Genomic DNA, 19,109 nt, shown 5'->3' with positions numbered 1-19,109 from the left:
ATCCCCTACTGGCGGTAGTTCGGCGCCTCGACGGTCTGCGTGATGTCGTGCGGGTGCGACTCGCGCAGGCCGGCGGCGGTGATCTGGACGAACTGCTTCGTCTGCAGCTCCTCGATGGAGGCAGCACCGGTGTAGCCCATGGCGGCGCGCAGGCCACCGACAATCTGGTGGGTAATGGAGTCCAGTTCGCCGCGGAACGGCACACGACCCTCGACGCCCTCCGGCACCAGCTTGTCCTCGCTGGTCACATCAGCCTGGAAGTAGCGGTCCTTGGAGAAGGAGCGCTTCTCGCCGGTCAGGCCGCGGCCCTGCATGGCACCCATGGATCCCATGCCGCGGTAGCGCTTGTACTGCTTGCCGCCCACGACCACGATCTCGCCCGGGGCCTCAGCGGTGCCGGCAAGCATGGAACCGAGCATCACGGTGGACGCGCCCGCCGCCAGCGCCTTGGCTACGTCGCCGGAGAACTGCATGCCGCCGTCGGCGATGATCGGAACGCCTGCGGCCTTCGCCGGGACGGACGCCTCGAGGATCGAGGTGATCTGCGGCGCGCCCACGCCTGCCACCACGCGAGTAGTGCAGATGGAGCCTGGGCCGATGCCCACCTTGATCGCGTCGGCGCCAGCGTCGATCATGGCCTTCGCCGCGCTACGGGTGGCCAGGTTGCCTCCGATGACGTCCACGCGGTCGCCGAATTCCTTCTTCACGCGCGAGACCATCTCGAGCACGCGGTTGTTGTGCGCGTGCGCGGAATCCACCACGAGCGCATCCACGCCAGCTTCCACCAGCAGACCCGCGCGGTCGAAGGAATCTTCGCCGGTGCCCACGCCAGCGGCGACGAGCAGACGGCCGTCGGCGTCCTTGGAGGCGTTCGGGTACTGCTCACTCTTGACAAAGTCCTTCACGGTGATCAGGCCGGCCAGGGTGCCGTCCGCCGCCACGATCGGCAGCTTCTCCACCTTATTGGAGGACAACAGCGCCAAAGCTTCTTGCTTATCGACGCCCTCCGGTGCCACCACGAGCGGCATCGGGGTCATAACCTCAGCCACCTTGCGCTGGAAATCCGCCTCAAAACGCATGTCGCGGTTGGTAATGATGCCCACCAGGCGGCCGCCGTCGTCCACCACTGGCAGGCCGGAGATGCGGAAGCGAGCGCAGAGCGCGTCCACGTCTTCAAGCGTCATGTCCGGGGTTGCGGTCACCGGGTTGGAAACCATGCCGGACTCGGAGCGCTTGACGATGTCGACGTGCTCCGCCTGGTCCTGGGCGCTTAAGTTGCGGTGCACCACGCCGATGCCGCCCTGACGCGCCATCGCAATCGCCATGCGGGACTCGGTAACCGTGTCCATCGCGGCAGAGGCGATAGGCAAGCCCAGACGGATGTTTTTGGTGAACTGGGAGGCGGTGCTCACCTCTGACGGGACAATGTGGGACTCCGCCGGCAGCAGCAGCACATCGTCGAAGGTCAGGCCACGCAGCGCGACCTTTTCCGGATCGTCCCCACCAGTCCACACACGCTCGTTAGCCATCGCATTGTCTCCTCTCCCGCGCAGATGTTTTCCGCCATGATATAACGTGGCGCAAATACCGACCGTGCCACCCAGTTCAGGGCACTTTCCAGCGGGCGATCCAGCCGGTTTGCCACACCGTATAGGGTTATACGGGTGAACTACGACGACATGATGCCACTGGACCCGTTCGCGGACGACCCTAACGACCCGGCATCCTTCATCGAGGACGATGAGCACGCCGAGCCGCTGTCGCCCGCAGAACGCGTCGCAGTGATCCAGGATCTCTCGCACGTGCGAGACGCGAAGCGCATACTCAAACCCCGCGGCATTCTCGGGGTGTCATTCCTCTGCGAGGACTGCGACCAAGTCCACTACTACGACTGGGAGATCATGGAGCAAAACATGATCGCCTCGTTGAACAACCAGCTTCCGCCCGTGCATGAGCCCAGCGCGCAGCCGAGCATCGAGGCGTACGTGCCCTGGGACTACGCCATGGGCTACCTCGACGGCTTAGAGGGGCGCTAGGAGCTGCTGCCGGCGCCCGGGTGGACGACTGGGCCGCCCTCTGCGCCGCCGGAGACACCCGCGCCAAAGTCGGCCGGCGGGCTGACCATCGTTGCCGGGTCGTTGACTCGCAGCGACGGGCTCTCCTGCTCCGCACCCGCTTCCGACGACGGCGATTCGCTGGCCGCGTCCTGCCCCTGCGACGGTGCCGCGCTGCCGGCGGTCGTGCTCGGCTGCGGGCTCGACGATGTCGGCTGGGTGGACTGCGTGGGCCTCCCATGGCCTGTGCCGGCGCCATTTCCCGCCCCAGGGCCGCGCTGCGCGGGATCCTGCGGCTCCTGGGTCGGCTGCTGCACCGGCGGTGCGGGGACCTGTTCCGGAGCCGGGCGCTCGGAGGAAGCGCCTTCCGGCGGCACCGTGGACGCCTCCGTGGCCGCTTCCGTGACCGTCTTTGTCTCCGTCACCGTCGCGGACGCGCCTGCGCGGCGTTCGCGCTCCTGGATAGTCGCCACCAGATCCCGCGCCTGCTCCAGCAGGTCGCGGGCGGCGGCAGCGTCGCCGCTTTCGCTGGCCACCTCAAGCTCGTCGAGGGTGGTGGCAAGCTCCACCACGGTGGTGTCCTCGTCGGTAGTGTCGCTTTCGAACAGGACGGCACCGGTGCCGACGCACACCACGGTCGCAGCAGCCGCGCCGATCAAGCCGGACAGCCAAGGGCTGACGCGGCGCTTCGCCTTCTTCACGCGCTTTTCCTCCAACGAGGCAACGTTGCCAGAGGGCTGAGTATTTTCGGTGAACAGCTGCGGCGCCGGCGGCATCGGGCGGTCAACATCAGCCTTCAAATCCAACAGAGCGGCGGCGAGGGGGTCGGTGCCAGCCGAAGGATCGTCGCCAAGCATGAGCGCGTCAAAGAACGCGTCGCTGCGCGCGAACTCCTCCATGTGATCGTCCTGACGTGTCATAACTCCGCTTGCCCTCCATCCAGTTGCTTCCGCAGTTTGGACAGCGCACGGTGCTGGGCAACACGCACTGCACCCGGCGTGCTTCCCATAACTTCAGCCGTCTCCTCCGCGGACAGACCCACAAACACTCGCAGAATCACGATGTCGCGGGCCTTCTCATTAAGTGAATCGAGCAAAGCCCTCACAGCGTTACTCCCCACCGACACCATCGCCGCGTCCTCGGGAGTGATTGTCGCCACTTCGGTGTCGGGGACCTCCTCCACCGGGCTGAGCTTGTCGCGCGCCATCGCACGGTGCGCGTCCGCCACCTTGTTAAACGCGATGCCGTACACGAACGCCATGAACGGCCGCCCGGTGTCGTTGTAGCGGTCGATGCTCGTCGCCACCGCCAGGCAGATTTCCTGGGCGACATCTTCGGGGGTAGGCATCCGCCCGCCCCCGATGCGCGCCCTGGCGTAGCGCAGCACTCGCGGGTGGATGATGGAGATGATGCGCTGCAGCGCCCGCCTGTCGCCCTGCGCAGCGGCGGGAACCAGGCCAGCGAGTTCTGCGTCTTCATCGCCTGCAGCCACACGCATCTCCTTCCCTCGTCTGTCAGCTTGCACCAATTTCGCGTAACCCGTTCATAATAAACGCACTTGCCTTAGCATTCGCGCTACCGACCTTTTGCCAGGAATTCACCTGCCTGTAACCAGCTGCGTTGGCGCAGTAAGACACGGGTATTTTCACGCAGTTCGACTAGGCGACAGCAGACCGTAACCGCAGCGACACCAAACGTTAACCAGAACAGTCCACACTCGTTGCCGGTTACACGTTTGAGGTACTTCCACAAAGGAGCACTCCCGATTATGTCTTTGCCGCACCAGCTTCCCGGACCCAACGCCGACTTCTGGGATTGGCAGCTACACAGCAAGTGTCGGGGGGAGGCCTCCGAGATCTTCTACCACCCCGACGGGGAGCGCGGCCGGGCGCGCACGCAGCGTGAAAACCGCGCCAAGGCCATCTGCTTCGAGTGCCCGGTGCTTACCCAGTGCCGCGAGCACGCGCTGCGCGTAGCCGAACCGTACGGCATCTGGGGCGGCATGAGCGAATCTGAGCGCTCCGCCATCCTGCGCGGCACCGCCGGCGGCATGAAGGTCGCCGCGGCTTCCGCCAAGTAATTTTTTGCAACCACCTGGCGGGGGTTTCGTAAAGCCTGACAATCACGATTTGCGGCCAGGGGAAATAGCAGCCCAAAACGGCCGGTTCGTCAACTTTTGCGAAATTACCGGCCTGAGATACAGAAAAACGCCCCGGTTTCGGGGCGTTTTTGCTTAGCGACGAACCTTCGGCAATGCGCGACTAGTGCGCGTGGCCTTCGTGCTCGTCTTCCTCGGCGGGCTTAGTCACCACAGACGCTTCCGTGGTGAGCACCATGCGCGCCACAGACGCGGCGTTGACCACCGCGTTGTGGGTGACCTTCACCGGGTCGATGATGCCCTGCTCAATCAGGTTGCCGTACTCGAGCGTCGCGGCGTTGAAGCCCTCGCCGTTCGGCATGTCGGCGATCTTGGACACCACAACGGCACCGTCGAGGCCCGCGTTATCGGCGATCCAGAACGCCGGCTTAGACAGCGCACGGGCCACGGCCAGCACGCCGGTCTTCTGCTCGCCGTCGAAGCCGTTAGCGAACTCCTCGAGCTGCTTGGCAATCTGCACCAGCGCCGAGCCGCCGCCGGCGATGATGCCCTCTTCCGCTGCCGCGCGGGCGGCGTTGATGGCGTCTTCGACGCGCAGCTTGCGCTCGTTTTGCTCAGTCTCGGTGGCGGCGCCGACGCGCAGCACGGCCACACCGCCGGACAGCTTGGCCAGGCGCTCCTCCGCCTTCTCCTTGTCCCAGGTCGAGTCGGTGGTTTCGATCTCGCGGCGGATCTGGTTGCGGCGGTCCTCCACGGCCTCGGCGGTGCCGGCGCCGTCGACGATGACGGTGTCGTCCTTGGTCACCGTCACGCGGCGGGCGGAGCCGAGGTGCTCCAGGGTGGCGTCCTTGAGGTTGACGCCGACCTCCGGGTCGATCACGGTCGCGGCGGTGACCACCGCGAGGTCGTCCATAAACGCCTTGCGGCGCTCGCCGAAGTACGGCGACTTCACGGCGACGACCTTAAGCACCTTACGGATGGAGTTGACCACCAGCGCCTGCAGCGCCTCACCCTCGATGTCCTCTGCCACCACGAACAGCGGCACGGACTCGGAGGCGGCCTGCTCCAGAAGCGGCAGGAAGTCCGGCAGGGAGGAAATCTTGCCGCGCACCAGCAGCACGCGGGCGTCCTCGAGCACGGCCTGGCCGGCGTCCGGATCCGTCATGAAGTACGGGGAGAGGAATCCCTTGTCAAAGGAGATGCCCTCGGTGAGGTCCACGTAGGAGTCGATGGACTGGGACTCCTCGACGGTGAGCACACCGTCCTTGCCCACCTTGTCCATGGCGCCGGCGACCATCTCGCCGACCTCCGGGTCGCGCGAGGACACGGTGGCAACGTTCGCGATCTCTCCGGAGGACTGCACCTCGGTCGCGCGGGCCTTGAGCTCCTCGACGACCTTCTCGGCAGCGGCCTTGATGCCCTTGTTCAGCTCGATCGGGTTCGCGCCAGCCGCGACGTTGCGCAGGCCCTCGGCGACGAGCGCCTGGGCCAAAAGCGTTGCGGTGGTGGTGCCGTCGCCGGCGATGTCGTTCGTCTTCACGGCGACGGACTTCACCAACTGCGCGCCGAGGTTTTCAAACGGGTCTTCGAGGTCGATGTCGCGGGCGATGGTCACGCCGTCGTTGGTGACGGTCGGGCCACCCCAGGACTTGGACAGCACGACGTTGCGGCCGCGGGGGCCGAGCGTGACCTTCACCGCGTCGGCGAGCGTGTCCACGCCGCGCTGGATGCCCTCGCGGGCCTCCTGGTCAAATGCGATGAGTTTTGCCATGGCGCTTACTTCTCGACGACGGCCAGCAGGTCACGAGCAGACAGCAGCAGGAACTCCTCGCCGCCGTATTTCAGCTCGGTGCCGCCGTACTTGGAGAAGATGACGGTGTCGCCCTCCTTGACGTCCACGGCGACGCGGTTGCCGTTGTCGTCCAGGCGGCCCGGGCCGACAGCGATGACGACGGCTTCCTGTGGCTTCTCCGCAGCGGAATCCGGGATAACCAGGCCGGACGCGGTGGTGGTCTCAGCCTCGGCAATCTGGACGAGGACCTTGTCCTCCAGCGGCTTGATGTTGACGTTTGCCATGATCAGCAACCTTTCATTGGTGAATGATTCAACAGTTCAGGTCTGAAGAGGCGCAGCCGTCGTCGCGGGTGAACAACTGTGCTTCACACAACCTGCTTTGGCACTCTACCCCTGAGAGTGCCAGCCAACAACCACAGGCTGTGCGGCGGTGTGATCTAGCGGTTGAGCACCGCGTTACGCCACAGATCGAACTCCTCGGCGTTGTCGTCGCGGTAGTTCTCCACCGCGCGGATCGCCTGAAGCACCTCCGCGATGGTGTCCTCATTGACGCTGCCGCCGTCGGCGGCGGTAAAGATCACCGGGCCGCACACCGCGCGGGTCGGGTCGGTGAGGAACTCCGGGTTATCCGTCTCCGAAGTGTTGCGCGCTAGCGATGCCACCGGGTTCGGCTCTTGGCCCAGCTGTGCCGCGTCCGGGCGGAAGATCGCGTGGAAACGGTTGCCGTCCTGGTCGAAGGCGACATCGTCGAACTTCTCGGTTACGCCGCCGAGGGTCTCGCGCACCGTCTCCTCGTCGAATACGATGCGGCGGTAGGTCAGATCCGGGTTGACCAGGAACCCGAACCGTTCACGGTCGGCCTGGTTTTGGTCGAACTGTTCTGTAGTTTCAGCGGACACGGGTCATCCTTTCGTCGAACAAGACGTGCAGGCCCCAAGCGTATCCGCAACGGGCATTTCGTGCCTTACGACGACACGAGCGGCACCTCGACCTCCAGCGAAGTGTCCGTGCCCACGCCCAGTCCGGACGGGGCGGCGCCCTCATGGATGAGCTGGGCGGCCAGCGCCGCGATCATCACCCCGTTGTCCGTGCACAGGTTAAACCGCGGCACCCGCAGCTCGATGCCGGCGGCCTCGCAGCGCTGCTGCGCCAGCTCCCGCAGCCGGCGGTTGGCTGCCACGCCGCCGCCGAGCAGCAGCGTGCGCGCGCCGGTGTCCTCGCAGGCCATGACGGCTTTAGCGGTGAGCACGTCGCACACCGCTTCCTGGAACGACGCGCAGACGTCCTCCAGCGAGATCACGCGGCCGTCGCGCTCGGCGGCCTCGACGTGGCGGGCCACCGCGGTCTTCAATCCGGAGAAGGAGAAGTTGTAGCGGTGCTCGCCGCGCAGGTCTTCGGCGCGCGAAAGCGCCCGCGGAAACTTCACCGCTTCCGGGTTGCCCTCGGCCGCGAGCTTGTCCACCACCGGGCCGCCGGGGTAGCCCAGGCCGAGGAGGCGGGCGACTTTGTCGTATGCCTCGCCGGCGGCGTCGTCGAGCGTGGTGCCCAGCTCCCGCATCGGCTTGCCCACGGCTTCGACCTCCAGCAGCTGCGTGTGCCCGCCGGAGACCAGCAGCGCCACCGCGTGGGGCAGCGGCTCGCCGTCCAAGTTGGCCACCGCGACGTGCCCGCCCAGGTGGTTCACCCCGTAAAACGGAACCCCCCATGCGCCCGCATATGCCTTAGCGGCGGACGCGCCGACCAGCAGCGCGCCTGCCAGGCCCGGGCCGACGGTGGCGGCCACCGCGTCCGGCTTGGCAACGCCGGCGTCCGCCAGCGCCTTCTCCATCACCTGCGGCATGGCCTCCAGGTGGGCGCGCGAGGCGATCTCCGGCACGACCCCGCCGAAGCGGGCGTGCTGCTCCATCGAGGAGGCGACCACGTCGGCGAGAATGTTCATCGTGCCGTCGTCATGCAACTCAACAATGCCCACGCCGGTTTCGTCGCACGAGGACTCAATGCCCAACACAATCACTGGTCTCGCCTTTCGCTCTTGTTCGGCCGCGTCATGGTGTACGCGTCCATGCCGGAGGCCTGATAGTAGTTCTTCCGCACGCCCGCGGTGAAAAACCCGAAACTTTCGTACAGGCGGATCGCGGGCGTGTTGTCCACCCGCACCTCCAAAAAGCACGGCCCGTCTAACAGGTCCACGGTGTGCATGAGCTGGTCCATCAGCGCTCGGCCTATGCCTTCGCCCTGCCTGGATGGGTCGACGCCGATGGTGTGGATCTCAAACTCCGGGTCGTCTTTCGGCCCGAGCATGGCCAGGCCCGCAAACCCGACCAGCTCTTCGCGGTCGAAGGCGCCCAGGTAGAAGGTGTGACGCGCGGCAATCTCGGAGTGGTACGCCGCCTCGGACCACGGGCTGTCGCCGGCGAACAGCACCGCCTCGATCGCCGCGGCCGCCGGGGCGTCCGCGACCGTCAGCTCGCGGAAGCGCACGCTCATGGCAGCGCCGGCGACTTCGGGGCCTGCTTCGGCGGCACAGCGTCGGGACGGCGCAAATACAGCGGCACCAGCGGCTCCGGCTGCGCGTCCAGGTCGGCGACTGAGACTAAGCCGGCGGGGGTTGGGGGGTGGTAGGTCACCCTTTGGGCGTCGATAGGCAAAAGCTCCGCTAGCGACGACGGCACGCTCACCACCTCCACCGCGGGCGAGGAAAGATCCGCCGGCTTGCACACGTCCGGGCCCGCCACCCGCTTACCGCCCGAGTAGCGCGCCCAGTACACCTCGCGGCGGCGCGCGTCGGTGACCACCAGCGCCTCCCCGCTAAGCGACGCAGCAACCGCGTCGTGCGTGCACACCCCATGCACCGGAACGGAAAGCGCCTGCCCCAGCGCCGACGCGGTAGACATGCCCACACGCAGGCCCGTAAAGGGCCCCGGGCCGCACCCCACCACGACCGCGCCCAAGTCCGCGAACTCGGCGCCCGCCTCCCCCAGCAGCCGAGTAATCTCCGGCATGAGCGTCTCGTTGTGCGCGCGGGTGGCAACCGCCGTCTCCGCGAGCACACGGTCCCCGTCCACGATGCCTGCGACCAGGTCAGTCGTGGCGGTGTCCAGGGCGAGGACGAGCATTATTGGCCCAACCCGAGGGTCCAGCGGCCCTGGTGCATGTGGAACGGCATCGCCGTGTTCAGCGGGAAGGACTCGGACTGCGGGACGGTGCAGATATCCACCTTGTTCAGCTCCACCGGGTCCACCATGGGGACTTCGCCTTCGCTGCCCGGGATGAGCAGCACGTAGCCCAGGTCGCCGCCGAGGTCCAGGTCGTCGACGCTGATACCGAAGGCCTCCACCTTGGCGTCCACCAGCTCCTGCGGCTCGCCCGGGCACAGGGTGGTATAGCCGAGGTAGCGCGCCGGGTCGTAGATGCGCGCCGGGTCCACCAGCTGTGCGGCCACGGCGTCGCCGCCCGGGCGGGTCTGCTGCAGCGAGCGAGAAAGCGAGTTCGTCGGCTCGACCTGAGCGAGATCGTTGGATCGGGACTGCGGGATGAAGATGATCCCGGCGAGGAGCACGAGCCACAGCACGGCTGCGAGCGCGACCCAGCGGCGGGACTGGCTAGTGAGGTTGAGCATGCGTGTAAGCCTACATCCCGTCCTCGACGCGCCAGGAGATGATGCGTGCTTCCGTCTCAGCGTGCGTGCGCCGATCAAGCGTGACGTGCACGTAGCGCAGCGCGAGCTGCTCCACCAGCCCGCCGCCCCACTCGGCCACCACCACGGCCTCCTCGAGGGCGCTGTCCAGGTCGAGGGCGTCGAGCTCACCTAGCGGGTCGTCGCCAAGCCGGTAGGCGTCGACATGCACCAGCGAGGGGCCATTGCCTATCGACGAGTGCTCCCGCGCAATCACGAACGTCGGGCTTGTCACCCTGCCTTTGACCCCCATACCCCTCGCGATGCCCTGCGTGAAGGTGGTCTTGCCCGCGCCGAGCGGGCCGTCGAGCACAACGAGGTCGCCCGCCTCGAGCGCCGCGCCCAGCTCTTCACCGAGCTTTTGCGTATCCGCGGCACCTTCGCACAGCCGCTCGCCCTGCTCCGGAAAAATCGACTTCATCTACTTGCCTTCCCCGATGTACGTGCGGGTGGTGCGACCGCGCGGGGCGCAGACCACCTCGTAGTTGATGGTGCCGGCGCGGTTGGCCAGCGCGGTGGCGTCGCCGAAAATTACGGCCTCATCGCCCGCGGCGACGTGAGCGTCGTTGTCGCCGAGCCAGACCACGATCTGGTCCATGGACACCCGGCCCACCTGTGGGTAGGCCCGGCCCGCAATGTCGACCTCCACCGCGCCCTGCCAGGAGCGCTGCACCCCGTCCGCGTAGCCCGCCGGGATGACGGCGGTGAACCCGTCCACCGGCGCCTCCCAGGTGCGCGCGTAGCTGGTGGCCTCGCCTTTGCGCATCGGCTTGACCGCGACCACCGGCGCCGACCAGGTCATCGCGGGTTTGAGTCCGTGGTCGAGTCCATCGACCGGCTCCAGGCCGTACAGGCTCACCCCCGGCCGGACCATGTCGAAGTGCAGGTCCGGTCGGGTCCAGGTCGCCGGCGAGTTCGCCGCGTGGTTACGCGGCACCTCCAGGCCCACCTGGCGGGCCTGGGCGATCGCGCGGCGAAACGCGGCGGCCTGCTGGTCGGTGTACGGGTCCGCCGGGTCGTCGGCGCAGCTCAGGTGCGTCATCAGCCCCGCGACCGTGAGCTTGCCTTTGCGCTGCGCGTCCAGGGCGAGCTCGAAAGCCTCCTGCCAGCGGACCTCATCGATGCCGGAGCGGTGCATCCCCGTGTCCACCTTGAGGTAGGCGGTGGGCGCCGTTGGTGCGTCGATAAGCGATTGCAAATGCGTAAACGACGGAACCCCCACGTCGACCCCGGCCGGGAGCTCCTCCTGCGGGTCCCACAGCCACGCCAGCACCGGCTTCGTAGTCAACTCGCGCACCCGACGCGCCTCCGCGAACGTGGCCACGCCGAACGCGTCCGCGCCGCCCGCCTCCATCACCGGCACGCAGCGCTCGACGCCGTGGTTGTAGGCGTCCGCCTTGACCACGCACATCAGCTCCGCCGACGTTTGCTCGCGCAGGCGGCGGGTGTTGTGCGCGATTGCGTCCAGATCGATCGTTGTTCTCAGCACGGGCCTATTACATCACGTGAGTGACGCCCAACACGATGAGCAGCACCGCCACCGACCACGTCGCCGCGGCCGTGACCTGGTCGGGGTGGGCGCGCGCCCAGTCGAAGCCTCGCGCCGCCGCGCTGTGCGGCTTCGCGCGCACCCAGCCCACGGCCAACGCGGCGAGTGTGGGCAGCGACAGCGCCACCGTGGCGTAGAGCGGGATCGCGGCGTAGCGCACCTGCGCCTCGAGGCCGGCCGCCGACAACAGCGCGAGCCCGCCGTAAAACGGCATCGACGTGGCCGACTGAATCAGGCCGAGTACCACGCCGGTGGCCACCGTAGCCGGACCTGGGATGTGCAGCGGGCGCATGATCTTCTGCGTCAGCGCCTGGTTGTCGCCGCCGCGCAGCGCCAGGAAGGCGGTGAGGATGCCGGTGGCGATGAGCAAAATGCCGAACACCGGGCCCTCGACGAAGCGCTGCACCACCGGGCCCAGGCCGTCGAAAATCACCAGCATGATCAGTGCCAAGCCGGCCACACCGCACCAATCGCCCGCGATCAGCAGCGCCGTGGTCTTGGCGTAGTTGCGCCGCGCGGCGATGCCGACCGCGACGATGACGCCGATGAGAAGCAGATTCACCGAATCAATGAACGCCAGCTGCAAAGCACCGAGCATCCGACCTCCTGTGTGTGCGGGGTAGCCTGGCAATGTCGGACTCACCCTAGTCGAGGAAAGATTGCAGTAGGATTGCCCGCGTGTCTGCGAAGCTGAAGAAACTCTCCGACCTGTCCAAGCGCGGCCCGCACCGCGTGCTGGAAGGCGACCTGGGCTACACCGGCCTGCCCGGCAAGGTCTACACCCCCGCCGAAGGCAAGAACCTGCCCGGCGTGGCGTTCGGCCACGACTGGCTCAAGGACGTCGCCGCCTACGAGGACACCCTGCGCCACCTGGCCAGCTGGGGCATCGCCGTGGCCGCGCCGGACACCGAAACCGGCTTCAAGCCCGACCACGCCGGCCTGGCCGCCGACCTGGAAACCGCCATGCAGATCCTCGGCGGCGTGCGCCTGGGCAACGGCAACATCTCCGTCTCCCCGGGCAAGCTCGGCATCGTCGGCCACGGCATGGGCGGCGGTGCCGCCGTGCTCGCCGCGGTGGACAACCCGAAGGCGAAGGCCGTGGCGGCGGTGTACCCGGCCAACGTGGCACCGTCCGCAGTCGAGGCGGCGCGCAACCTGTTCGTCCCCGGCATGGTCGTCGGCCCTGGCGAAGACGGCGACTCGCTGTTCGACCCCGGCAACCCCGCCAAGCTGGCCTACAACTGGGCCGGCGAAGTGGTCTACCGCACGCCGAAGAAGGGCGACCAGCAGTCCTTCTCCGAAGACAACTTGGTCAAGCGCATCCTCGGCCTGGGCAAGTCCGACCGCGGCCTGCAGGAGACCATCCGCGGCCTGCTCGTGGGCTACCTTCTGCACCAGCTCGACGAAGACAAGTCGTACGCCTCCTACTCCGAGCCTGACGCCGAAGGCTCCGGCGTGGGATCCCTGACCGGCGAGAAGCTGTCCAAGGCCGCCGGCCTGGTGCGCGACAACGCCGGCTTCTCCCTGTTCTAGCTCCCGGCTACACGACGGGGTTTTCGCCGTTCGGGCCAATCGCGCGCAGCACCGCCTGGATCTGCTGCTTCTGCGACTTCTGCGCAGCGTTACGACGAGGCCGCGGCATACTGTAATCCCCCCGTGGCACCGTCACCGGCTGCCGCGGCATGGTCTCCCGGGCCCGCGCGTGGTGCTTGGCGGTCATCTCCATCTTCTGCTGCGTTTCCTTCATCAACGCCTCGAAATCCGCCATTCGCTTCGCGGTACGCCTCTGGTACTGGGCCACAAACTGCTCGAAATCCATCGTTACCACTCCCCTGACTTCTTCATTGCCCACGGATCAGCATCCACCCCGCCGGTGTCGCCCGTGTCGCCAGCATCTCCTGCCTGCGCTGGCTGCGTTTCCAGATTCTCCAGCTTCTTCGGCGGCGGCGTCGGCTCCTCCACCTGCGACAGCTCCGGCGGCGGAGCGATCACACCGTCATCTGCGGGCGCGGGCGGAGGCGGTGGCGGTTCCGGCTCGCACTCCGGCTCCGGCTCGGGTTCTGGCTCCGGCTCGGGCTCGCACTCCGGCTCGGGCTCGCACTCCGGCGTCGCCGCCGGCTCGGTCGGGCAGTCCTCCAGCGCCGTCTCGTCGACGTCGAGCGTCGCCTCCAGGTTCGCCTCCAACGTCAGCCCCAGCGTCAGCTCCAGGCCCAAATCGGCACTATCGCTGGACGAGGCGCTGCGAGAAGCTTCATCGGAAATGCTGGCGGCGGCGGGGCGGGTACTGACGTCGCAAGGCGAATGCGTATTCTCCCCGAAGTCCACCGGCGGGGCGGGCTGCTCAGCGGCCGCAGTGTCGACGCGGGTGGCGACCTCCCCCAGGCATTCCTTGATCACGCAGTTGCGGTCGCTGGCGGTCTCGCGCGCGCTGCGCAGCGCCTCGATGACCATCTCCACCGCCGGCTGGATCAACTGCACAATCCCGCAGTTCAGCACGATGTCGAGCATGCGTCGCGCCGGCTCCAGCAGGGCACGCACCGCAGACTCCGCGGTGGCCACAATCGTTTTGATCGCCTCCCCGCACTGCCCAATGCTCTCCCCGGCAGTTTTTGCGCGGTCGAAATGCTCGGATTCGCGTGTTTCGTCGCAAAGCTCACGCTCGCGGATGCCCACCTCGTCGAACCAGGCGCTCTCATCGCACGAGCACGTCCGCGCCGGCGTCTCCGGGCGCTGCCCACCCGCAGACAACCGCAGGCCAGCGGCCAGAAACGCGCTCAGATCTAGCCCGTCGGTCTCCGCGACCTGCTCCAACAGCTCGCCGGCCAGGCCGTGCACCGCGGCGCGCTGCGCCGGCCCCACCTCCGGCGCGACATCAACCGCGCACACCAGCGACTGGACGTCGTCTTTCACCGCCGCCATCATGCGTTCTCCACCCCACCCGCAATCGACTCTAAGAACTCGGATGAGAGCTGGTCGGCGGCTACAGTGGCGTCGCTAAGCGAAAGCACCTGCGCCCAATTCTCCCCGCGCGCCGCGAGGAAACGTTGCGACGTGGAATGCAACGCCTCCAACGCATCCACGATGCGCTGGCCCTCCCGCGCAAAGCCCGCGCCGAACGCCGACGCGGCAACCACCGGCCGCCCAGCGTCGAGCTCGCGCGCGGCGCCACGGTACGCCTCGATAGCCTCTGTGTACTTCGTGCGCACCGCATCGATATCGATGTCGAGCGCCCCAACATGTGTCATATGCCCACCCCCGAAAGGCTCGCAGTTGAACTGTCTTACCTTTACTTAGACTCCCCCAATGCCCCGGCGGTTCCCTGCCGGGGCAAAAAACTTTTACCGCCGATAAACCTACACCGCGGCAACGACCGCCGCGAGGCGACCGGCAACCTTGCGCGCCTGCTCCTCCTCAGCGGCCTCCACCATGACGCGGAACAGCTCCTCCGTGCCAGACGGGCGCAGCAACACGCGGCCGGCATCGCCCAGCTCAGCCTCCGCCTCGGCGATGGCGTCTTTGACGGACTGGTCCTCCAAGATCAGCGCCTTGTTGGACACCGGCACGTTGATCAGCGTCTGCGGCAGCACCGTCATCACCTCCGCCAGATCGGCGAGCGCCTTGCCGGTCTCCGCCATGCGCTCCATGAGCATGAGGCCGGACAGCACGCCGTCGCCAGTGGTGGCGTGGGCCGGCACCACGATGTGGCCGGACTGCTCGCCGCCCAGGGAGAAATCGCCGTTACTCAGCTCCTCGAGCACGTAACGGTCGCCCACCTTCGTCTCGCGCACCGAGATGCCCTCGCGCTCCATGGCCAGCTTCAGGCCCAGGTTGCTCATCACCGTGGCGACGAGCGTGTTGTCCTTCAGGCTGTTGGACTCCTTCATGCCGGTGGCGAGGATGGCCATGATCTGGTCACCGTCGACGACGTTACCCTGCGCGTCCACGGCCAGGCAGCGATCCGCGTCGCCGTCGTGCGCCAGGCCCAGGTCCGCGCCTTGTTCGACCACGGCCGCCTGAATCTGGTCCATGTGGGTGGAGCCGGAGCCGTCGTTGATGTTGTAGGCGTTCGGTGTGTTGTGGATGGCGGTGACCTCGGCACCAGCGGCCGCGTATGCCTTCGGGGCGACCTCGGAGGCAGCGCCGTTGGCGCAGTCCACCACGACCTTGATGCCGCTGAGCGGCTCAGTGATGGCCTCTTTGAGGTGGGCGAGGTAGCGCTCCTGCGCGTCCGGCGCTTCCTCGATCACGCGCCCGATGGCGGTGCCGGTCGGGCCCGTTTCCTCCAGCACGGCCATGGCGCGCTCGATCTCGTCTTCGATGTCGTCCGGCAGCTTCTTGCCGCCGGCGGCGAAGAACTTGATGCCGTTGTCCGGCATCGGGTTGTGGGACGCGGAGATCATCACGCCGATGTCGGCGCCGTAGTCGTCGGTGAGAAACGCCAGGCCCGGCGTGGGGATGACGCCGACGCGCAGCACGTCCACGCCTTTCGACGCCATACCGGCCGCCATCGCGGCAGCAAGCATCTCGCCGGAGACACGCGGGTCCCGGCCGATCAGCGCGATCGGGCGGCGCTTCTCCGAGCCGCGGTCCTTGGTCAGCACGGTCGCAGCCGCGGCGCCGAGCTTGAGGGCAAGTGATGCGGTGAGGGCCTCGTTAGCCAGGCCGCGGACACCGTCAGTTCCGAACAATCGAGTCATGCGCACAATTATGCACTTGCCTATCGACGATCGCTCCGCCACCCCAACTTCCGCGCAATCTAACCTGGCGTTTTGCGAGTTATCCACAGGGGTGATGTTGCGAATTCCACAGGGCGGGCCGGGATGGGGTTGCGTTGGGTTTAGGGTCTGTGGCCATGAACTCGTTCGACGCATTCATCCAGGCGATGTCCGCAGTATCCATGGAGACACTGCGGCACTTCGACCTGCCGGTTGCCCTTGCTGCCGGCATGGCGCCGGATCGGGCGCGTGCGTGGGATCAGATGCAGGACGTCTACTACGGAAAAACGAAATTCACCCGCAAACAAGCCCACGCGGTGCAGAAAGCCCGCGGGTTCTCCCTGGACGAGCTCGCGCTGATCGAGCGCCGCATCAGCGGAGTAAAGGATGCCGGCGAGCGGTGGCGGCTGCGGCTAGAACTGTTGGATGTCACCGGCGGGTACCGCGCGATCGAACGCGCCGCCCGCGAGCTCATCCCCCGCGACGACACCATCCCGACAAAGAAACAGGTGGCGTTCTCGCAACCGAAGAACGGGCGCGCACGCATCACCATCGACACCACCGACCGCAAAGCAGCCGACTTAGAACACCGCCTGCGCCAAGACATCGACGCCACGCTGCCGGCGGCGGCGCAGATGGAGGATGCGTTCTGGCGCATCGTCGAAGGTAAGGCTGGCGGGGTGGTCGCCGCCGCGCCACGGCCGATCGTGATGGTGCCGATCACCGAGCACGCCCGGATCATGGCGGGCGACGGCGACGACATCATCCTCACACTCACCGACGGCACCAGCATGACGGGTGCGGAGTACCTCCAGCAAGAGTTCGGCGAGGCACTCGAGGTCGCAGCCTTCCACCCCGAGGAAGGCGCGGTGAACCTCTACGACACCGAACGATTCGCCAACCAGAAACAGCGCGATATGGCCTGCATGGTCTCCCCCGTGTGCGCCTTCCCAGGCTGCCGCCACGGGGCGTATGCTTCCGAGATCCACCACGTGGACGCGTGGAAACACGGCGGCTACACCAACATAAACAACCTCGTGCCGCTATGCAGGTATCACAACCGGATCAACGACGACGACCCCTGGCGCAACAAACGCGGACACATCACCATGATCAGAGGCGCGCCCTGGTGGGTCTCACCCCGCGGGTACCACATCAAAAACACCGACCGCGGAGCACTCGACCAACTCTTCGGACCACCAAGCACCTAGCAACGCGAAACGCCGCCGCCCAAACGGACGACGGCGTACAACGCGCGCGTAGAAGCGATTAACGCTTGGAGTACTGCGGTGCGCGACGGGCCTTGTGCAGACCTGCCTTCTTGCGCTCCACGGCACGGGCGTCACGGGTGAGCAGGCCAGCCTTCTTCAGGGTGGTGCGCTCAGCCGGGTTGTAGACGTTCAGTGCGCGGGCGATAGCCAGGCGCAGAGCACCGGACTGGCCGGTCGGGCCGCCACCGGAGATGTTGGCCTTGATGTCGAACTGGCCCTCGCGCTCGAGCAGGGTCAGCGGGGTGAGGATGTCCTGCTGGTGCAGCTTGTTCGGGAAGTAGTCCTCGAACTCGCGGCCGTTGACGGTGATCTTGCCCTCGCCCTCGACGACGGTCACGCGGGCGATGGCGCGCTTACGGCGGCCAACGGTCTGGATCGGGCCCTCGTGCAGCGGAGCGGCCTCAACGGTCTCCTCGGTTGCCTCAGCTTCGGGGGCGATGGCGTCGCCGATGGTGTAGTTGAACTCCTCGGTCGCGGCGGTTGCGGCGTCGACGTCGGTGCCCAGGGACTCAGCGGTGTTTTCGAAGTTGTTCGGCTCGGTCATTACTGTGCCACCTGCTTAAACTCGTAGGTTTCCGGCTGCTGGCCAGCGTACGGGTGCTCGGCACCGACGAAGACGTGCAGCTTCTTGATGGACTGACGGGAAAGCTTGTTGTGCGGCATCATGCCCTTGACAGCTTCCTCGATCACGCGATCCGGACGCTCGTCCAGCGCGCGGCCCAGGGTCATGGACTTCAGACCACCCGGGTAGCCGGAGTGGCGGTAACGCATCTCGCGCTCGCGCTTGTTGGAGGAGATGTGGATCTTGTCGGCGTTGATCACGATGACGTGGTCGCCGGTGTCGACGTTCGGTGCGTACTGCGGCTTGTGCTTACCGCGCAGGATGTCTGCGACGGTGGAAGCAAGCTTGCCCAGCACCACGTCGGTTGCGTCGATGACGTACCACTTGCGGGTGATGTCACCGCTCTTCGGGTGGTAAGTAGACATGCATGACTCCTTAAAGTCTGTCTAGATGGCTGCCGGCCAAAACTTCGTCTGCCCCTTTGCGCTTCACGGCGGCCGGTGGAGACCCGAAAAGCGCATCCGGCGGGACACACAGGGATAACACCCTACGGCACGCTTGCCCGAAAACAAAAAAGTGCCGCCGCAGGTGATTCCCCCATCACCTGCGGCGGCACGTCCCCCGTATCCCCCGAGCGGTTGCGCCGCGGGCCGTGTGAAGCCGTGCCCGTCCCCCGATGAAAACGGCCCCTTGCACGGCCTGCGACGCAAGTCTTGTTGTGTTCTAGCCCCAGCTGTTCGCCGCTGCGTTGTTGACGGCGAGCATGGTGGTGTTGCCGTCTTCCACGGTGTTGGCGATCTGGTTGAGGATCTGGTTCAGATCCTGCGCGGCCTGGTCCCACTTGGCCTGGTGCGCCTGGTAGGCCGCGGCTGCGGTGCCTTCCCAGGTCTGCGCCATGGGCTGGAGCATCTGCTTGAGTTCGGCCAGGTCGCCGTTGATGCGGGAGGCGGAGGCGCGCATGTCCTCTGCGGCGCCGGCGATCTGAGCGAAATCATACTTGATCTGCATTGTTTCCCCTTTACAGTGCGAGTCCGCCGGCGATCTGGCGGAGGCTGTCGGTGTTGGTGGCGTCGGTGGTTTCGTAGTTCTTGGCGTTGTCGCGGATGTTCACAGCGATCGCGCTCAGTGCTTCAGACAATCGCCTTTGGGCATCGTCGTAACGCAGCATCAAGTCGTCGAAGCTGCGCTGCGCGTTGCCCACCCAGTAGCCGCGGGTGGCTTCGGCGACTTGCTGCACGCGGTCGATTTCGCGGTTGACGTCGGCGTTGGTGTCGTCGGTGCGGTCTGCAGCGGCGCGCATGACCTCGGCTTCGGTTGCGAACTGCTCCATGTTCTCTTTCCCCCTCGTTGTGTGTTGGGACGGACAACTTCTGTGCTGTCCGTATATCTG

General features: G+C 66.6%; 25 protein-coding genes. 4 read left to right on the top strand and 21 right to left on the bottom strand.

Translation table 11 applies throughout. The annotated features are described in order from the left end of the window. Window positions 1-5 precede the first annotated feature (5 nt). Entirely contained in the window at window positions 6-1,529 is a 1,524-nt protein-coding gene (gene guaB / locus CIHUM_RS02205; protein WP_034997340.1) for an IMP dehydrogenase, read from the bottom strand. A gap of 150 nt (window positions 1,530-1,679) precedes the next feature. Between guaB and CIHUM_RS02200 the strand changes: the two genes are divergently transcribed. Beyond that, window positions 1,680-2,036, top strand: coding sequence for a DUF5319 domain-containing protein (locus CIHUM_RS02200; RefSeq protein WP_081634383.1), 357 nt, complete (start codon window positions 1,680-1,682; stop codon window positions 2,034-2,036). On the opposite strand, the gene CIHUM_RS02195 is transcribed toward CIHUM_RS02200, so the two are convergent. Continuing rightward, window positions 2,033-2,974 (bottom strand): hypothetical protein, encoded by a 942-nt coding sequence (locus tag CIHUM_RS02195; protein WP_148363823.1) that lies wholly within the window; start codon window positions 2,972-2,974, stop codon window positions 2,033-2,035. The genes CIHUM_RS02200 and CIHUM_RS02195 overlap by 4 nt on opposite strands. Further along, on the bottom strand, window positions 2,971-3,552 hold the full coding sequence (locus tag CIHUM_RS02190; RefSeq protein ID WP_034997337.1) for a sigma-70 family RNA polymerase sigma factor: 582 nt from the start codon (window positions 3,550-3,552) through the stop codon (window positions 2,971-2,973). The genes CIHUM_RS02195 and CIHUM_RS02190 overlap by 4 nt, the downstream gene beginning before the upstream one ends. Window positions 3,553-3,822: 270 nt before the next feature. Here CIHUM_RS02190 and CIHUM_RS02185 point away from each other — a divergent pair, with 270 nt between their 5' ends. Continuing rightward, window positions 3,823-4,134 carry a WhiB family transcriptional regulator gene (locus CIHUM_RS02185; RefSeq protein ID WP_034997331.1) on the top strand — a complete coding sequence of 104 codons (312 nt, stop codon included), beginning with the start codon at window positions 3,823-3,825 and terminating at the stop codon, window positions 4,132-4,134. A gap of 181 nt (window positions 4,135-4,315) precedes the next feature. Here CIHUM_RS02185 and groL read toward each other — a convergent pair whose 3' ends face one another. From groL to CIHUM_RS02135, 10 genes are all read right to left on the bottom strand, one after another. Then, window positions 4,316-5,923: a chaperonin GroEL gene (gene groL, locus CIHUM_RS02180; RefSeq protein WP_034997329.1), complete on the bottom strand. Its 1,608-nt coding sequence runs from the start codon at window positions 5,921-5,923 to the stop codon at window positions 4,316-4,318. A gap of 5 nt (window positions 5,924-5,928) precedes the next feature. After that, window positions 5,929-6,228: a co-chaperone GroES gene (gene groES / locus CIHUM_RS02175; RefSeq protein ID WP_034997874.1), complete on the bottom strand. Its 300-nt coding sequence runs from the start codon at window positions 6,226-6,228 to the stop codon at window positions 5,929-5,931. 155 nt (window positions 6,229-6,383) lie between these two features. Further along, window positions 6,384-6,845, bottom strand: a complete 462-nt coding sequence (locus CIHUM_RS02170; RefSeq protein ID WP_051106261.1) for a hypothetical protein — start codon at window positions 6,843-6,845, stop codon at window positions 6,384-6,386. Between the two features lie 65 nt (window positions 6,846-6,910). Then, the gene (tsaD, locus tag CIHUM_RS02165) at window positions 6,911-7,960 is read right to left on the bottom strand and encodes a tRNA (adenosine(37)-N6)-threonylcarbamoyltransferase complex transferase subunit TsaD (RefSeq protein ID WP_034997328.1); all 1,050 of its coding nucleotides are present in this window, start codon (window positions 7,958-7,960) and stop codon (window positions 6,911-6,913) included. After that, complete coding sequence (gene rimI / locus CIHUM_RS02160; RefSeq protein ID WP_034997326.1) at window positions 7,957-8,433, bottom strand: ribosomal protein S18-alanine N-acetyltransferase; 477 nt, start codon at window positions 8,431-8,433, stop codon at window positions 7,957-7,959. The genes tsaD and rimI overlap by 4 nt, the downstream gene beginning before the upstream one ends. Then, the gene (gene tsaB, locus CIHUM_RS02155) at window positions 8,430-9,062 is read right to left on the bottom strand and encodes a tRNA (adenosine(37)-N6)-threonylcarbamoyltransferase complex dimerization subunit type 1 TsaB (protein ID WP_034997324.1); all 633 of its coding nucleotides are present in this window, start codon (window positions 9,060-9,062) and stop codon (window positions 8,430-8,432) included. Before tsaB ends, rimI begins: the two co-directional genes overlap by 4 nt. After that, window positions 9,062-9,565: a hypothetical protein gene (locus CIHUM_RS02150; protein ID WP_034997323.1), complete on the bottom strand. Its 504-nt coding sequence runs from the start codon at window positions 9,563-9,565 to the stop codon at window positions 9,062-9,064. The genes tsaB and CIHUM_RS02150 overlap by 1 nt, the downstream gene beginning before the upstream one ends. A gap of 10 nt (window positions 9,566-9,575) precedes the next feature. Then, on the bottom strand, window positions 9,576-10,043 hold the full coding sequence (gene tsaE / locus CIHUM_RS02145) for a tRNA (adenosine(37)-N6)-threonylcarbamoyltransferase complex ATPase subunit type 1 TsaE (protein ID WP_034997321.1): 468 nt from the start codon (window positions 10,041-10,043) through the stop codon (window positions 9,576-9,578). After that, window positions 10,044-11,111, bottom strand: coding sequence for an alanine racemase (gene alr, locus CIHUM_RS02140; protein ID WP_034997320.1), 1,068 nt, complete (start codon window positions 11,109-11,111; stop codon window positions 10,044-10,046). Between the two features lie 7 nt (window positions 11,112-11,118). Then, window positions 11,119-11,769, bottom strand: a complete 651-nt coding sequence (locus CIHUM_RS02135) for a GAP family protein (RefSeq protein ID WP_034997318.1) — start codon at window positions 11,767-11,769, stop codon at window positions 11,119-11,121. Window positions 11,770-11,849: 80 nt separating this feature from the next. Here CIHUM_RS02135 and CIHUM_RS02130 point away from each other — a divergent pair, with 80 nt between their 5' ends. After that, window positions 11,850-12,704: a dienelactone hydrolase family protein gene (locus CIHUM_RS02130; protein ID WP_034997316.1), complete on the top strand. Its 855-nt coding sequence runs from the start codon at window positions 11,850-11,852 to the stop codon at window positions 12,702-12,704. A 7-nt stretch (window positions 12,705-12,711) separates the two neighbouring features. Here CIHUM_RS02130 and CIHUM_RS02125 read toward each other — a convergent pair whose 3' ends face one another. The 4 genes from CIHUM_RS02125 to glmM form a co-directional block, all read right to left on the bottom strand. Then, the gene (locus tag CIHUM_RS02125) at window positions 12,712-12,990 is read right to left on the bottom strand and encodes a hypothetical protein (RefSeq protein ID WP_034997315.1); all 279 of its coding nucleotides are present in this window, start codon (window positions 12,988-12,990) and stop codon (window positions 12,712-12,714) included. A gap of 2 nt (window positions 12,991-12,992) precedes the next feature. After that, window positions 12,993-14,081 carry a hypothetical protein gene (locus tag CIHUM_RS02120; protein ID WP_148363822.1) on the bottom strand — a complete coding sequence of 363 codons (1,089 nt, stop codon included), beginning with the start codon at window positions 14,079-14,081 and terminating at the stop codon, window positions 12,993-12,995. 8 nt (window positions 14,082-14,089) lie between these two features. Next, on the bottom strand, window positions 14,090-14,416 hold the full coding sequence (locus tag CIHUM_RS02115) for a hypothetical protein (RefSeq protein WP_034997314.1): 327 nt from the start codon (window positions 14,414-14,416) through the stop codon (window positions 14,090-14,092). A 108-nt stretch (window positions 14,417-14,524) separates the two neighbouring features. Further along, window positions 14,525-15,868, bottom strand: coding sequence for a phosphoglucosamine mutase (gene glmM, locus CIHUM_RS02110; protein WP_034997313.1), 1,344 nt, complete (start codon window positions 15,866-15,868; stop codon window positions 14,525-14,527). Between the two features lie 155 nt (window positions 15,869-16,023). Here glmM and CIHUM_RS02105 point away from each other — a divergent pair, with 155 nt between their 5' ends. Further along, a complete protein-coding gene (locus tag CIHUM_RS02105) occupies window positions 16,024-17,097 on the top strand; it encodes an HNH endonuclease signature motif containing protein (protein WP_034997312.1) in 1,074 nt (357 codons plus the stop codon). Between the two features lie 58 nt (window positions 17,098-17,155). On the opposite strand, the gene rpsI is transcribed toward CIHUM_RS02105, so the two are convergent. The 4 genes from rpsI to CIHUM_RS02085 form a co-directional block, all read right to left on the bottom strand. Further along, complete coding sequence (gene rpsI / locus CIHUM_RS02100) at window positions 17,156-17,701, bottom strand: 30S ribosomal protein S9 (protein WP_034997311.1); 546 nt, start codon at window positions 17,699-17,701, stop codon at window positions 17,156-17,158. Then, a complete protein-coding gene (gene rplM / locus CIHUM_RS02095; RefSeq protein ID WP_034997310.1) occupies window positions 17,701-18,144 on the bottom strand; it encodes a 50S ribosomal protein L13 in 444 nt (147 codons plus the stop codon). Before rplM ends, rpsI begins: the two co-directional genes overlap by 1 nt. A gap of 298 nt (window positions 18,145-18,442) precedes the next feature. Beyond that, window positions 18,443-18,727 (bottom strand): WXG100 family type VII secretion target, encoded by a 285-nt coding sequence (locus CIHUM_RS02090; RefSeq protein WP_034997309.1) that lies wholly within the window; start codon window positions 18,725-18,727, stop codon window positions 18,443-18,445. Window positions 18,728-18,737: 10 nt separating this feature from the next. Further along, entirely contained in the window at window positions 18,738-19,049 is a 312-nt protein-coding gene (locus tag CIHUM_RS02085; RefSeq protein WP_034997307.1) for a WXG100 family type VII secretion target, read from the bottom strand. Window positions 19,050-19,109 lie beyond the last annotated feature (60 nt).

Source organism: Corynebacterium ihumii, assembly GCF_028609825.1.
GTDB lineage: Bacteria > Actinomycetota > Actinomycetes > Mycobacteriales > Mycobacteriaceae > Corynebacterium > Corynebacterium afermentans.
The sequence above is the reverse complement of the archived record's forward strand: the minus strand, read 5'-3'. Positions and strand labels throughout refer to the sequence as shown.

Coding starts and splice junctions, on each gene's coding strand:
- guaB (WP_034997340.1), bottom strand. CDS start 1,529: ATGGCTAACGAGCGTGTGTGGACTGGTGGGGACGATCCGGAAAAGGTC.
- CIHUM_RS02200 (WP_081634383.1), top strand. CDS start 1,680: ATGATGCCACTGGACCCGTTCGCGGACGACCCTAACGACCCGGCATCC.
- CIHUM_RS02195 (WP_148363823.1), bottom strand. CDS start 2,974: ATGACACGTCAGGACGATCACATGGAGGAGTTCGCGCGCAGCGACGCG.
- CIHUM_RS02190 (WP_034997337.1), bottom strand. CDS start 3,552: ATGCGTGTGGCTGCAGGCGATGAAGACGCAGAACTCGCTGGCCTGGTT.
- CIHUM_RS02185 (WP_034997331.1), top strand. CDS start 3,823: ATGTCTTTGCCGCACCAGCTTCCCGGACCCAACGCCGACTTCTGGGAT.
- groL (WP_034997329.1), bottom strand. CDS start 5,923: ATGGCAAAACTCATCGCATTTGACCAGGAGGCCCGCGAGGGCATCCAG.
- groES (WP_034997874.1), bottom strand. CDS start 6,228: ATGGCAAACGTCAACATCAAGCCGCTGGAGGACAAGGTCCTCGTCCAG.
- rimI (WP_034997326.1), bottom strand. CDS start 8,433: ATGAGCGTGCGCTTCCGCGAGCTGACGGTCGCGGACGCCCCGGCGGCC.
- tsaB (WP_034997324.1), bottom strand. CDS start 9,062: ATGCTCGTCCTCGCCCTGGACACCGCCACGACTGACCTGGTCGCAGGC.
- CIHUM_RS02150 (WP_034997323.1), bottom strand. CDS start 9,565: ATGCTCAACCTCACTAGCCAGTCCCGCCGCTGGGTCGCGCTCGCAGCC.
- tsaE (WP_034997321.1), bottom strand. CDS start 10,043: ATGAAGTCGATTTTTCCGGAGCAGGGCGAGCGGCTGTGCGAAGGTGCC.
- CIHUM_RS02135 (WP_034997318.1), bottom strand. CDS start 11,769: ATGCTCGGTGCTTTGCAGCTGGCGTTCATTGATTCGGTGAATCTGCTT.
- CIHUM_RS02125 (WP_034997315.1), bottom strand. CDS start 12,990: ATGGATTTCGAGCAGTTTGTGGCCCAGTACCAGAGGCGTACCGCGAAG.
- CIHUM_RS02115 (WP_034997314.1), bottom strand. CDS start 14,416: ATGACACATGTTGGGGCGCTCGACATCGATATCGATGCGGTGCGCACG.
- glmM (WP_034997313.1), bottom strand. CDS start 15,868: ATGACTCGATTGTTCGGAACTGACGGTGTCCGCGGCCTGGCTAACGAG.
- CIHUM_RS02105 (WP_034997312.1), top strand. CDS start 16,024: ATGAACTCGTTCGACGCATTCATCCAGGCGATGTCCGCAGTATCCATG.
- rpsI (WP_034997311.1), bottom strand. CDS start 17,701: ATGACCGAGCCGAACAACTTCGAAAACACCGCTGAGTCCCTGGGCACC.
- rplM (WP_034997310.1), bottom strand. CDS start 18,144: ATGTCTACTTACCACCCGAAGAGCGGTGACATCACCCGCAAGTGGTAC.
- CIHUM_RS02090 (WP_034997309.1), bottom strand. CDS start 18,727: ATGCAGATCAAGTATGATTTCGCTCAGATCGCCGGCGCCGCAGAGGAC.
- CIHUM_RS02085 (WP_034997307.1), bottom strand. CDS start 19,049: ATGGAGCAGTTCGCAACCGAAGCCGAGGTCATGCGCGCCGCTGCAGAC.